The following is a 12,210-nucleotide window of genomic DNA, read 5'->3' on the forward strand; positions in this document are numbered from 1 at the left end:
GAGCGCTCATTGCAGCAGGTGCTTGGCGATGTTGAGCTGGTGGATCTGGCTCGTGCCCTCGTACAGGCGGAATAGGCGCACGTCGCGATACAGGCGCGGCACGGCGCCGCCTATGTCCTCGCAGTAGCCGCCGCCGCCCAGGATCTGCACCGCGCGGTCGGCGACGCGGCCCGCCACCTCGGAGGCGTAGTACTTGCACATGGAGGCCTCCATGGTCACGTTCTGGCCCGCGTCTCGCTTGCGCGCGGTGTCCAGGATCAGCGAGCGGGCCGCTTCGATCTCGACCTTGCAGTCGGCCAGCATGGCCTGCACCAGCTGGAACTCGCCGATGGCCTTGCCGAACTGGCGGCGCCGGCGCGCATGCTGCAGCGCCTCGTCCAGCAGCCGGATGGCCGGGCCCAGGCACAGCGACGAGAGGTTGATGCGCTGCTTGTTCAGAGCCTTCATGACCGAAGCGAAGCCGCGGCCCGGCTCGCCGCCGAGGATGCTGTCGGCTGGCACCTCGCAGTGGTCGAGATAGACCTCGGAGACCGGTGAGCCTTCCTGGCCCATCTTGCGGTGCGGAGTGCCGGTGGACAGGCCTGGCGTGCCCTTCATGACCAGAAAGCTGGTGGTGCTGCGCGAGCCGTCCCGCGCATCGCTGGTGCGGGCCAGCACGGTGAACAGGTCGGCGATGGGGGCGTTGGTGATGAAGCGCTTGGTGCCGCTCAGCACATAGCCCGAGGCGGTGCGCTCGGCCGTGGTCGCCAGTTGGCCCAGCAGGTCCGAGCCCGCGTCCGGCTCGGTCACGGCAAGACAGGAGGTGAGCTCGCCCGAGGCCAGGCGCGGCAGCAACTGGCGGCGCTGCTCCTCGGTGCCGTCCTGAATCAACGCCTCCGCGCCAATGCCAGTGTTGGTGCCGCAGCGCGCGCGGAAGGCCACGGCGCATTGCGACAGCTCCATGTTGGCCAGGCACAGCTCTTCCGAGGTCAGGCCCAGGCCGCCATAGGCCTCGGGGATGGACCAGCCGAACATGCCGGCGGCGCGCATCTGGTCGACGACGGGCTCGGGGATGCAGTCCTCGCGCTCGACCTGCTCCTCGTGCGGAATGGCCACTTCGCGCACGAAGCTGCGCGTTTGCTGGAGCAGTTGCTCAAGTTTTTGGGAATCACGAATCATTTGGGGGCTCCGGGCTCAGTTGGTTCATTCGGATGACGACGCGTCCCCGCACCTGTCCGGCCAGCGTTTTTTCCAGCCAGGCGGGCAGGTCGGCGAGGGGGATTTCGTTGCGGATGGCATCGAGGTGGCTCGGGCGACCGTGGGAGGCGATGCGGCCCCAGATCTTTTCGCGCAGCTCCATGGGAGCTGTTGGCATTGATGCCGAGCAGCTTCACGCCGCGCAGGATGAAAGGCAGGACTGTCGTGTGGAGTTGTGCCCCAGCGGCGTTGCCGAACGCCGCGATGACGCCTTCGGCCAGCATGGTGCGCGTGATCCATGCCAGCGTGTCGCTGCCCACCGAATCGATGGCGCCGGCCCATTGGGCCTGGAGCAGCGGCTTCGCCTCGGTACCGGGGGCGATGCGGCCCAGGACCTCGCTCGCGCCCAGGCTGCGCAGATAGTCTGCCTCCTGCGCCTTGCCGCTCATGGCAGTGACTTGGTAGCCGCTGGCGTGCAGCATGGCTATGGCCAGGCTGCCGGCACCGCCGGTGGCGCCAGTCACCAGGACCGGTCCCATGCCGGGGTGCAGACCGTTGAGTTCCATGCTGTACAGCGATAGTGCTGCGGTGTAGCCTGCGACACTGATCGTGGCGGCATCCCGCAGGTCCAGTCCAGGGGGCAGGGCCATCACATGCCCGGCCGGCACGGTGGCGTATTCCGCATGGCCGCCATCGATCTGCACGCCAATACCAAAGCCATGCACGATCACCGGCTCACCCGCCTTCCAGCGCGCATCACTCGACGCATCGACCACACCCGTGCGGTCGATGCCGCCCACGCGCGGGAAGCTGCGGATGATGGCGTTCTGGCACCGGGAGGCCAGCGCATCCTTGTAGTTGATGCTGGAGTAGTGGACGCGGATGCGCACATGGCCCGGCGGCGGCTCCTGAAGGTCCAACTGCTCGAAGCTGCCCTGCACCTGCGAGGCCTGCTCATGCAGGCAATATGCGGTGTACTGTCGGGTGTTCATGGCGTTTACTCGGGCTGGATGCCTGCGGACTTCACGACCTCGGTCCACTTGCGCGTCTGCTCCTTGATGTGGGCGTCAAACTGCGCGGGCGTGCTGCCCACCCCCTCGATGCCGAGCTGCTCGAATCGCTGCTGGAGATCGGGCTCCAGAATGATGGCGCGCACTTCGCGGCTCAGTCGTTCGACGATGGTCTGCGGCGTGCCCGCGGGCGCGAGCAGCCCCCACCACGAATAGGCGTCGACGGGTATGCCAAGTTCCTGCAGCGTAGGCACATCGGGCGTGAGCGGCGAGCGCTGGGCCTGGGCCACGGCAATGGGCATGACCTTGCCCGCCCTGACCTGGGCGGCGAACGGCGGCAGGTTGTCGAAGGCGAAGGCCGTCTGCCCGCCCACCAACGAGATCACGGACTCCGAGCTGCCCTTGTAGGGGATATGGGTCATGCGGGCCTGGGTCTGCATTCTGAACATCTCCCCGGCCAGGTTGGGGATGCTGCCCACGCCAGCCGACGCCCAGGACAGCCCGTCGGGGTTGGCTTTCGACTTGGGGGCAATCTCCTTGGCGCTGCGCAGCGGCGAGGCCGTGTTGACGAACAGGTAGACCGGCACCTTGGTGACTAGAGAGATGGGCGCGAAGTCCGTGCGCACGTCGTAGGGCAGCTTGCGGAACAGCGGCACATTGGTGGCCAGGTTGGCCGTGCCCATGAGCAGGGTGTAGCCGTCGGGCGCCGCCTTGGCGACCACGGCCGAGCCAGCCTGGGTGGCCGCGCCTGCGCGGTTCTCCACGATGACGTGCTGGCCGAGCCGCGCGCCCAGCTTCTGCGCGACCAGGCGGGCCACGATGTCGGTGCCACCGCCGGCCGCATAGGGCACGATGACCCGCACGGGCTTTCCCGGGTAGTTGTCGGCCAGGGCGGGAAGGCTGGCGGCTGCAGCCAGGCAGGCTAGGATCACGGCGTGCAGGGGTGCGGTCATGCTTGTCTCCTTGTAGGAGATGAATAATCCGTGAACTGCAGCCGCTGCTGGCAGGGTGTTTTGCTATATTACTCAGTACCCAACTCGGAGAACGCCCTTGGAATCTCGCGCGCAGGATCAACGGTTTGCCACCACGCTGGCGCACGGTCTGGCCCTGCTGCGCTGCTTCACGCCGTTCGAGCCCACGCTGTCCAACGGCGAGCTCGCCCGCCGCTCGGGCCTGTCCAAGGCCACGGTGTCGCGCCTGAGCTATACGCTGGAGCTGATCGGGATGCTGTGCTTCGACCATGAGGCGCGCCGCTACCGGCTGGGCGCGGCGGCGCTGTCCATGGGCCATCCGCTGATGGCGCAGCTGGCCGTGCGCCAGCTGGCCCGGCCGCTGATGCAGCGCCTGGCCGATCGCATGGGCGCCACCGTCTCGCTGGGGCTGCAGCACCGGGATTGCGTCATCTACATCGAGACCACGCGCGCCCATGATGCGGGCGACTTTCGCCCCGACATCGGCGCCTCGCTGCCGCTGCTGGAGACGGCGGTGGGCCGGGCCTGGCTGGCGGCCAGCGGGGAGCCGGAGCGGGCACTGGCCTTCGAGTGGCTACGCAGGCAGCAGCGCATCTCGCTGCACCGGCTGCAGGCCTTGGCGGGGGCGGCGCGGCAGGAGCTGCAGGTGTCAGGCTACTGCCTGTCGGCGGGCGACTTCCGCCGGGACGTGAACGCCATGGCGCTGCCGCTGCGCCAGCGATTTCGCGGCGAGCTGGTGGTGCTCAACTGCGGCGTGCTGCGTCAGCGCATGGACGCGGAGCGCATGGTGCGCGAGGTGGCGCCGCTGCTTATGGCAACGGCTGCCGCCATCGATCGGCTGCAGGAAGAACATGGCGAACCGTGACATGGGCCAGCAGGCCATGGAAACCGACGACCAGTTTACGGTGACACTGGCGCGCGGCCTGCAGTTGTTGCAGGCCTTCTCCGTGGACCGGCCGGTGCTGACGAACGCTGAGCTGGTGCAGCGGTGCGGGCTGAACAAGGCCACGGTTTCGCGCCTGGCCTTCACACTGATCGAGCTGGGTTATCTCCGCCGGCAGGGGCCGCGCAGCGGCTATGCGCTGGATACGGGCGTGCTCGAACTCGGCTATCCGCTGCTGGCCAGCATGCAGATCCGCCAGATCGCACGCCCGTTGATGCGTGCGCTCAGCGAGCGTGTGCATGGCACGGTGTCCATCTGCGTGCGCGACCGCGACAGCATCGCCTATCTGGATTCCGCGCGCGAGAACGAGGCGGACACTCCGCTGGTGGACATTGGCTCGACGCTGCCACTGGTGGCTTCAGCGGGCGGTCGCGCCTGGCTTGCGGCAGTGAGCGCCAGCGAGTGCACGGCCGTGCTCAACCGGCTGCGCCTGCAGGATCCGGACTTTGTGCAGGCCAATATGAAGGAAGTCGAAAAATCCAGGGCTTCGCTGCTGAACCACGGCTTTTGCATCAACCGAGGAGCCCATGATGCGCGCCGTGTGGCCGTGGCCGTGCCCATGGCCAGGGCGCTGCACGGTGAGCTTATCGTCTTCAATTGTTCGCTACTGGTGCAGGAGAACCAGCGGATGGCAAGGGCGCGCGAGGTGGGCGGCCAGTTGCGCGCCATGGTGCGCGCGGTGGAAGTGCTGGCCGGCCTGAGGCCGCCGCCGTACGGCGAGGAGGAATGAATCGCAGGCTTGTGCTTGCGACCCGGTTCACACGGCCCAGCGCATCAGATCACGCCAGCCTGGCGCAGCTGCTGCAGCTCCTGCGCGCCCAGGCCCAGACGGGCATAGACGTCGTGGTTGTGTTCTCCGGTCTGGGGGCCAGTGGCGGCGATCCGGGGCTCGTGACCGGAAAAGCGCGGCACCACACAGGGCGCGGGAATGCTGCCCAGCTGGGTATCGGGGATGCGGATGATGGCCTGGCGTGCCTGAAGATGCGGGTCCTGTATCACGTCCTGGATGCTGTAGACCTTGCTGAATGGAACTTGCCAATGCTCCAGTGTGGCCGCGATGGCGTCGAAGCCGCGTTCGCCGAACCAGCGTGCGATAAGCGTGTCCAGCGCTTCCAGGTTCTGCACGCGCAACGGGTTGGTGGCAAAGCGCGCATCGGCGGCGAGCCCGGGCATGTCCATGGCCTGTGCCAGACGTGCGAAGATGGCGTCCGAGGAGCCGACCAGGCTGGTCCAGACGCCGTCGGCGCTCAGGTACATGTTTGATGGCGCGGTATAGGTGGCGCGCGAGCCCGAGCGTGCGCGCGCTGCGCCCAGCTTTTCCAGCTCAACGGGCAGGGGATCGAGCAGCCTGAGCATGGCCTCGGTGGCAGACAGGTCGATGTCGTGCGCCTGTGGGGTGGCGCTGCCGCGCTGCTCGGCCACAGCCGCCGCGATCGCGAAGGCGCCGAACACGCCGCTGACGGCATCGCCCAGCGGGTAATTCATGTGTTGGGGCGGTCCTTCAGCCTCGCCGGTCAGGTGGGCAAAGCCGCTCATAGCCTCGAAGATGCGCGCAAATCCCGGCCGTTGGGAATAGGGGCCGGTTTGGCCGAAGCCCGTGAGCCGCAGCACGATGATGGTCGGATTGGCCTGGCGCAGCGTCTCGAAATCCAGGCCCCAGCGTGCCAGCGTGCCCGTGCGGAAGTTCTCGACCAGCACATCTGTGTCTGCCAGCAGTTGCAGGAACAGCGCCTTGCCCTGAGGCTTGCGTATGTCCAGGGAAATGCCTTTCTTGCCACGGTTGGCGGTCTTCCAAAACAGGGCGTGCTCAGGCGTGACCGGCGCTAGCCCGCGCAGGGCGTCCCCGCCCTGGGGAAGCTCCACCTTGATGACTTCGGCACCCAGGTCGGCGCACAGCGTCGATGCGAAGGGCGCGGCCAGAACCGTGGCCAGGTCGAGAATCCGCACGCCGCGCAGCGGCCCGGCCCCAAGTGTGTTGCAAGTGTTTTTCATATGGGCACAAGTGTCGATATGGCACCACGTGCGGACAATCTGTGTTTCGTTATGTGATTCAATGGGTGTTCGCCCATGTCCGCTTCATGTGGATGGCAGGGCGCTGCAGTCATTCAATCGAAGAGGAGTCGAGTTTCCATGTCATTCAGCCAAAGTCTGTGGAACGCCAACCAGGCACTGTTTCAAAGTACCCTGGAGCTGCCCTTCAACCAGGAGCTGGCGGCCGGCACGCTGAGCCGGGAACGCTTTCGCCACTACATGATTCAGGATGCGCACTACCTCGTCGCCTATGGTCGCGCGCTGGCCGTGACGGCGGCGAAATCCGATAACGCCGAAGGCGTGGTGCAGTTTGCCAATGCCGCCAATGAGGCCGTGGTGGTGGAGCGCGCTCTGCATGGCGGCTTCATGCGTGACTTCGGCGTGACGCCCGAGCAGTTTGCGGCCACGCCGCTGACGCCGGCCTGCCATCACTACACCAGCTATCTGCTGGCCACGGCATGGAGCGCCACTTACCCTGTGGCCGTGGCCGCGCTGCTGCCCTGCTTCTGGATCTATGCCGAGGTGGGGCGCGACATTCATGCGCGCTCGGCCAAGGACAATCCGTATCAGGCCTGGGTGGACACCTATGCCAGCGAGGAATTCCATGCGGCCGTGCGCGGCGTCTGCGCCACGGTGGATCGCCTGGCCGAGGAGGCTACCGAGACCACGCGCGCGGCCATGCATGCGGCCTATAAGGATGCGGCCCGGCTGGAATGGATGTTCTGGGACAGCGCCTACCGCCTGGGAGATTGGCAAGGGCCGCTGCGCTGAGTGACTGAGTTTTAGTGTATGAACGGGGTACTGATTAAAAAATAATCAGCACCCCATTTTTTCTAATGTGACAAGGGGTTAAGTCGCTTATTCAAGTGCTTGCTCCGGCTTGTCCACAAGCTTGTAGTGATTTAGTGGGGAAAACTGGGCTACAGCCCAATTTTGGTAGGTGTGAGCTGCTATGAAATGCGGAGTTTGTAGGCTTTAAGAGCCGTATAGTGTGATTTGCTTAAAAATTAATCTTGCATTGAAAAGTCTTTGCAGAACAATGGCTTGATACGCTTATCCCGCTGAGTGGCGGGCTTTGTCCACAAGCTTGTAGCGGGCGAATGGGGATATCCCGATACGATGCGCGGTAGAGCATCGAGGGAGAGGGAAGTGAAGAAATCAACATACCGGGCCATTGTTCTTGCCTCCATGCTCATCCCTGTGGCAGGCCTGTGCCTGGACGCCTTTTTCCCGCTGATCCCGGCAAGTCTGAAGTCAGTGCATGACAGCATGGTGCAGTTTGGCGGCATCAAGCGTTATCCGCCCGGGGTATGGTTGGCCATGGCGGTGGTGGTTGTGACTACGCTGGCTTCTTTTTACGGGCAACTGCGCTTCAGGAGCTGGGCGCCGAGTCTGGCCATCAGCTCAACGCTTGCCGGCTTGCTGGTGTCCTGTTTTACCGGCCCTGTCTTGCAATCGGGTCTGGGCAGCGCCGCAGCTGATGCGGGCGGCATGTTGAGCGGGATTGCGCTGATCCTGCCCTATGCCAGCGCTGAAGTGCGCGCTCTTTTCTGGCCACAAACCGCCGCAGCGACTGTCGATGCGGCTGGCCTTCAGGCTGCTGGAACTGAGCCGGTTTGAGTCATGGACTCAGCGCTTGCCGGCCTCGACCAGATGGTCGATCAGCGCCCGCACCTTGAGCGGCAGGTGGCGCGAGGGCATATACAGTGCATAGGCGGTGCGCGGCGCGTAATTGCCCGTCAGCTGCCAGTCGGGCAGCACTTGGACCAGCGCACCGCTGCTCAGCACGGCCTGGGCCGCAAAGTCTGCCACCAGGCCTATGCCCTGATGCTGCAATGCCAAGTTAATGATGCCGGTGCTGCTGTCCATGGACAAAGGAGAGTGAACGGCGACTTCGGTCACGACAGCCTCTGGGCTGCGAATTGGGCCGTGCACCCATTGCAGCCGACTCTGAAAGTCGCCATAGCCCAGCGTGATGCATGCCACGCCATGCTCGCGTCCCAGCTCCTGTGGATGTTCGGGCGGCTTGATCAGACCCCTGAGGTAGGCCGGCGAGGCCACGGCGATGTAGTGCACCTGGCGCAGCTCGCGCGCCACCATATGCGGTGGTAACTGTTCGGGCCGGGTCAGGCGGATGGCCAGATCCAGACCTTGCTGCGCCAGATCCTGCATCTGGTCGCTGAGGCTGACGGCGACCTCAAGCTCGGGCCATTGGCGGCGCAGCGCAGGCAGCTGTGCACTGAGCCAGATTTCCCCAAAGATGGTTGGAGCCGTCAGTCGCACCGTGCCGCGCGGCACGCCGCTGTAATGGCCGGCAATGGCGTGGATATCGCTGGCCGTCTGTGCCAGCTGGCTGCAGGCTGCATAGACCTCGGCGCCCAGCTCGGTCAGGGACAGCGAGCGGGTCGTGCGGTGCAGTAGCTGCACGCCCCAATGGGCTTCGAGCCGGCCCACGCTGCGGCTGACGGCCGAGGTGGTCAGATCCAGTTGCCGTGCGGCGGCGGCAAAGCTGCGCAGCTCCACCACCTTGGCGAAAACCAGCATTTCAGGAAGCAGGCCGGGCTCTGTGCTCATGGTTCAGCTTGATTGTTGATCTGTGGGTAATAGTAAGTGGAATAGCGCTGTATTGATGCTTGGAGGTGATTGAGGGACCATGCCATCATGACTTCCCAGACATCTTCCTCCTTGCAAGTGCTGGCTTCCAAGCCGGCTTTGGCCGCCACCTCGCCGCCCAATGCAGCAGCCGGCGGTAGCTGGCGCATGGTGCTGGCCATGGCGCTTTCCGGAACCATCGGCCTGCTGGTGGTGGAGAGCGGCCTGCCCGTGCTGTGGGTGGTGTGGTTGCGTTGCCTGCTCGGCGGACTCGGGCTGGCAGCCTGGGTGCTTTGGTCGGGCCAGTGGTCCAGGCCGACCTGGCGCGAGAGCGGCTGGCTGCTGCTGGGGGCTGCGGCGCTCATCGTCAATTGGCTGTGCCTGTTTCGTGCCTATGAATACAGCGGCATTGCCATTGCCACGGTGGTCTATCACGTACAGCCCTTCCTGCTGTTGCTGCTGGCGGCCCTGCTGCAGGGCGAGCCTCTGCCGCTCAATCGGCTGCCCTGGCTGGTATTGGCGCTGGTAGGCGTGGGCTTGAGCAGCGGCCTGGTCGGGCTGACTGACCAGCAGGCGTCGCAAGGGCAATCCTTGGGCATTGTGCTGGCACTGCTGGCAGCCAGTCTTTATGCCCTGGCCACCTTGGCCACCCAGCGGCTCAGGCGGCTTGCGCCGGCGCAGATCGCCATGCTGCAGATGCTGCTTGGTGCACTGAGCTTGCTGCCCTGGGTGTGGGAGCTGCGCGCCCAGGCACTCTTCAGTCCCAAGGTCTGGGCTGCGGTGCTGGTGCTGGGCCTGGTGCACACGGCCTGGATGTACACACTGATGTACACGGCATTTCAAAGACTGCAGGCGCAGGCGATCGCCGGCTTGTCCTTTATCTACCCCGTCATGGCTTTGCTGGTGGATCTGCTCTGGTTTGGTGCCAAACCGCAGCCGGCGCAGTGGCTGGGGATGGCGCTGATTCTGGGGGCGCTTGCAGCTTACCGGCGTAGCGAGCGCAAGCCTAATCAAAAATAGCTGCCAGCGGTTATGCATCAAGCGCCAGCAGCTATTGTTTTAAATCCAGGGGGTAATGGCCAGCACCAGTGGCATCAGCACAGCCGTGGCCACGCCGTTCAAACCCATGGCCAGAGCGGAGAACGCAGCGGCCGTGGGGTTGAGCTGAATGGCGCGTGCCGTGCCAATCGCATGGGCCGTAAGTCCGATGGCAAAGCCTTGAACCGCTGGATCCTTGAGACGCAGGACGCGGCACAGCAGCGGTGCCATCATGGTGCCGCTGATGCCGGTAATGGCCACGGCCACGGCGGCCAGCGAAGGTGTTCCTCCAAAACGCTCGGCCATGGGCAGGGCGATGGGAATGGTGGCCGACTTGGGGGCCACGGCGATCAGCGTAGCTTGCGAGCCGCCAAAGGCCCAGGCAATGCCCAGCGCCGAAAACAGAGCGACCAGACAGCCCACGAGCAGCGCCACGCTGATGGGCAACCACAGCTGACGGATGCGCTCGCGCTGGGCGTAGAGCGGGATGGCCAGTGCCACGGTGGCCGGGCCTATCATCAGACCCAGCAGGGATACGCCGCTGCGATAGGTTTCATAAGGCGTGCCTGTGAGCAACAGAATCGCGACGATGACGACCACGCCGGTAAACACCGGAATCAGCATGGGGCGGTTGCCGCTTTTCCTGTAGATGGCCATGGCCGCCAGATAGACCAGCATGGTCAGCACCAGCCAGGGCAGGGGCGAGCCTTGGGCCAGGCTCAGCCAGGCGGTGTGCAGGCGTTCAAGCAGGGATGTGCTCATGCGCTGGGCTCCTGCTTTGCTGCGGACTCGTCATCCGGCTTGCGAGTGCGTTGGCGCTGCAGGCAGAAGCGGAAGGTGAGGGCGGTTGCCGTGAATGTGATGGCAGCTCCGGCAATGCAGGCCAGCACAAACGGCAGCCATTCCCGGCGCAGGTGGTCGAATTCCAACATCACGCCTGCAATGACGGGGATGAAAAGCAGCATCATGTTCTGCAACAGAACCTGAGCAGTATCTTCCAGTGTCTTGGGTAGGCGTTTGTAAAACAGAAGGCCCAGCAGCAAAAGCAGGATGCCGATCAGCGCGCCGGGCAGGGGCAGGCCCGTGACGCGGGCCAGGAACTCCCCCAGTAGCTGAAAGGCGAAAAGTACAGCAAGCGCATACAGCATAAAGGTGGTCAGCTCCTGAATAATGAGCTGGCAGCCTGTTGTCAGGCTGCCAGGTCTGTGAGGGTGGGGTATGGCTTGGGTGAATAAAGGTAAAGCAGGCGGGTAACTATTGCGTGTCGCGGATGACAGGTTTATCTTGGCTCTCAGGCGCTTCGGAGCCGAAGCGGCCAGTCATCGCACGAGCTTAGGAGAAGTCACCATGCAAACCGCAGTCTATCGCGCACCTGTGTATGAACCTACGGTCGATGAATTGGAAACGCTCAAGAAGCTGGAGCTGGGCGAGGATGTCTCTCTGTGGTCGGCCGCCAAGGAGTATCTCTCCAAGCGCCTGCTGGAGCGGGGGCTGGTGGAGCAGGATGCAGAAAAGCACTGGCATATCACCGAGTCGGGGCGTATGGTGATTCGGCGCCAGCTCTGAATGGGGTAAAGGGTTAACCCTTGTATTGCAATTGCCTGATTTGGAGGCAACCTACCTTTCAGCCCGCAAGTACAAGGGTTTGTGTGCTGTTATCACCAGGATTTCACTGAATATCCACAGTTATGTCCACATGATCTGTGGAAAAAAAGCGCTGTCATGGACAGCGCTTTTTTGTGGCTTGACTCAAGCCTGGGTTGCTCGGATTGACAGCAATGGATCTCGTTGACAGTACAAGTGCAGCGGTGTTCAAAAGGCATTTTTCAGAGAGAAATACCCCTGGTGACCTGCTATGTGCCATAGGCTTGAAGCGAATGGATGTTTGCCAGATGGACGATGCTGTCGGTGCCAGGCATGGCATTGCAAGGCATGGATCCGCACCAGATTGCGCAAAGTTATGCACAGTGGCGGTGCAACTTCGAAAAGATGAGCGAGCAAGAGAGATCCTGCCTTATTCCGGCAAGGGAAAGGCATGGGGCTGTGGCGTAATTGATGCGCCGGCTTTTCGCGTGGAGAACGGAAGGCTGGATGGCAGTGAAGCAGCCTTCTCGGCTTGGGTATGTAGTGCCGGATTGGACCGGAACACCCTGCTGCGGGGATTTCAACTCCCTGCACTCACCCTGGAGGGATGCGGATTGTATTCGAAATTCAGGCGCAAAAAATTGTCGTGGCGTTCCTTTGGAAAAAAACGCGTTGCGCCCATGATGTCGACATGGGGTCGAAGCTGGATCGATTTGTCTGCAGGTACTTCGCTTGATGTCGTTATCAGTGTTGAGTGGCTGCATATTTGCAGAGCACAAATCAACAAGGGCGGGTTGAAGCCCGCCCTTGTTAGGTGAGTTGCTGTCAGCACCAAAGGAGTGCTGCCGTCCTGTTATGCCTTTGC

Annotated in this window: 14 protein-coding genes; 7 read left to right on the plus strand and 7 right to left on the minus strand. The window is 63.7% G+C overall.

What is annotated here, in order from left to right; all coding sequences use genetic code 11:
- Nucleotides 1-6 precede the first annotated feature (6 nt).
- Genes AAIL67_RS20550 through AAIL67_RS20560 form a run of 3 tightly spaced genes read right to left on the minus strand, consistent with a single transcriptional unit; the run spans nt 7 to nt 3,139 of the window.
- The gene (locus tag AAIL67_RS20550) at nt 7-1,158 is read right to left on the minus strand and encodes an acyl-CoA dehydrogenase family protein (RefSeq protein ID WP_063664050.1); all 1,152 of its coding nucleotides are present in this window, start codon (nt 1,156-1,158) and stop codon (nt 7-9) included.
- Nucleotides 1,155-2,168, minus strand: coding sequence for an acryloyl-CoA reductase (locus AAIL67_RS20555; RefSeq protein ID WP_224648617.1), 1,014 nt, complete (start codon nt 2,166-2,168; stop codon nt 1,155-1,157). Before AAIL67_RS20555 ends, AAIL67_RS20550 begins: the two co-directional genes overlap by 4 nt.
- 5 nt (nt 2,169-2,173) lie before the next feature.
- The gene (locus tag AAIL67_RS20560; RefSeq protein WP_063664048.1) at nt 2,174-3,139 is read right to left on the minus strand and encodes a tripartite tricarboxylate transporter substrate binding protein; all 966 of its coding nucleotides are present in this window, start codon (nt 3,137-3,139) and stop codon (nt 2,174-2,176) included.
- Between the two features lie 97 nt (nt 3,140-3,236).
- On the opposite strand from AAIL67_RS20560, the gene AAIL67_RS20565 reads away from it, so the two are divergent.
- Both AAIL67_RS20565 and AAIL67_RS20570 read left to right on the plus strand, forming a co-directional pair.
- Nucleotides 3,237-4,022 (plus strand): IclR family transcriptional regulator, encoded by a 786-nt coding sequence (locus AAIL67_RS20565; protein WP_063664046.1) that lies wholly within the window; start codon nt 3,237-3,239, stop codon nt 4,020-4,022.
- Complete coding sequence (locus tag AAIL67_RS20570; RefSeq protein ID WP_082877374.1) at nt 4,009-4,830, plus strand: IclR family transcriptional regulator; 822 nt, start codon at nt 4,009-4,011, stop codon at nt 4,828-4,830. Before AAIL67_RS20565 ends, AAIL67_RS20570 begins: the two co-directional genes overlap by 14 nt.
- A 44-nt stretch (nt 4,831-4,874) precedes the next feature.
- Here AAIL67_RS20570 and AAIL67_RS20575 read toward each other — a convergent pair whose 3' ends face one another.
- Entirely contained in the window at nt 4,875-6,092 is a 1,218-nt protein-coding gene (locus tag AAIL67_RS20575; protein WP_063664043.1) for a CoA transferase, read from the minus strand.
- A 138-nt stretch (nt 6,093-6,230) separates the two neighbouring features.
- On the opposite strand from AAIL67_RS20575, the gene tenA reads away from it, so the two are divergent.
- Both tenA and AAIL67_RS20585 read left to right on the plus strand, forming a co-directional pair.
- Nucleotides 6,231-6,902: a thiaminase II gene (gene tenA / locus AAIL67_RS20580; RefSeq protein WP_343484726.1), complete on the plus strand. Its 672-nt coding sequence runs from the start codon at nt 6,231-6,233 to the stop codon at nt 6,900-6,902.
- A 294-nt stretch (nt 6,903-7,196) separates the two neighbouring features.
- A complete protein-coding gene (locus AAIL67_RS20585; protein ID WP_241781313.1) occupies nt 7,197-7,751 on the plus strand; it encodes a hypothetical protein in 555 nt (184 codons plus the stop codon).
- 9 nt (nt 7,752-7,760) lie between these two features.
- Here AAIL67_RS20585 and AAIL67_RS20590 read toward each other — a convergent pair whose 3' ends face one another.
- Entirely contained in the window at nt 7,761-8,705 is a 945-nt protein-coding gene (locus AAIL67_RS20590; protein ID WP_224648615.1) for a LysR family transcriptional regulator, read from the minus strand.
- An 87-nt stretch (nt 8,706-8,792) separates the two neighbouring features.
- On the opposite strand from AAIL67_RS20590, the gene AAIL67_RS20595 reads away from it, so the two are divergent.
- The gene (locus AAIL67_RS20595) at nt 8,793-9,743 is read left to right on the plus strand and encodes a DMT family transporter (RefSeq protein ID WP_122974438.1); all 951 of its coding nucleotides are present in this window, start codon (nt 8,793-8,795) and stop codon (nt 9,741-9,743) included.
- A 39-nt stretch (nt 9,744-9,782) separates the two neighbouring features.
- On the opposite strand, the gene AAIL67_RS20600 is transcribed toward AAIL67_RS20595, so the two are convergent.
- Complete coding sequence (locus tag AAIL67_RS20600) at nt 9,783-10,523, minus strand: LrgB family protein (protein WP_063664035.1); 741 nt, start codon at nt 10,521-10,523, stop codon at nt 9,783-9,785.
- Nucleotides 10,520-10,909 (minus strand): CidA/LrgA family protein, encoded by a 390-nt coding sequence (locus AAIL67_RS20605; protein WP_034353487.1) that lies wholly within the window; start codon nt 10,907-10,909, stop codon nt 10,520-10,522. The genes AAIL67_RS20600 and AAIL67_RS20605 overlap by 4 nt, the downstream gene beginning before the upstream one ends.
- A gap of 199 nt (nt 10,910-11,108) precedes the next feature.
- On the opposite strand from AAIL67_RS20605, the gene AAIL67_RS20610 reads away from it, so the two are divergent.
- Both AAIL67_RS20610 and AAIL67_RS20615 read left to right on the plus strand, forming a co-directional pair.
- Nucleotides 11,109-11,327: a hypothetical protein gene (locus tag AAIL67_RS20610; RefSeq protein ID WP_003069105.1), complete on the plus strand. Its 219-nt coding sequence runs from the start codon at nt 11,109-11,111 to the stop codon at nt 11,325-11,327.
- Between the two features lie 212 nt (nt 11,328-11,539).
- On the plus strand, nt 11,540-12,163 hold the full coding sequence (locus tag AAIL67_RS20615) for a hypothetical protein (RefSeq protein ID WP_224648613.1): 624 nt from the start codon (nt 11,540-11,542) through the stop codon (nt 12,161-12,163).
- Nucleotides 12,164-12,210 lie beyond the last annotated feature (47 nt).

The organism is Comamonas sp. A7-5 (assembly GCF_039581385.1).
GTDB classification, from domain to species: Bacteria; Pseudomonadota; Gammaproteobacteria; order Burkholderiales; family Burkholderiaceae_C; genus Comamonas; species Comamonas thiooxydans.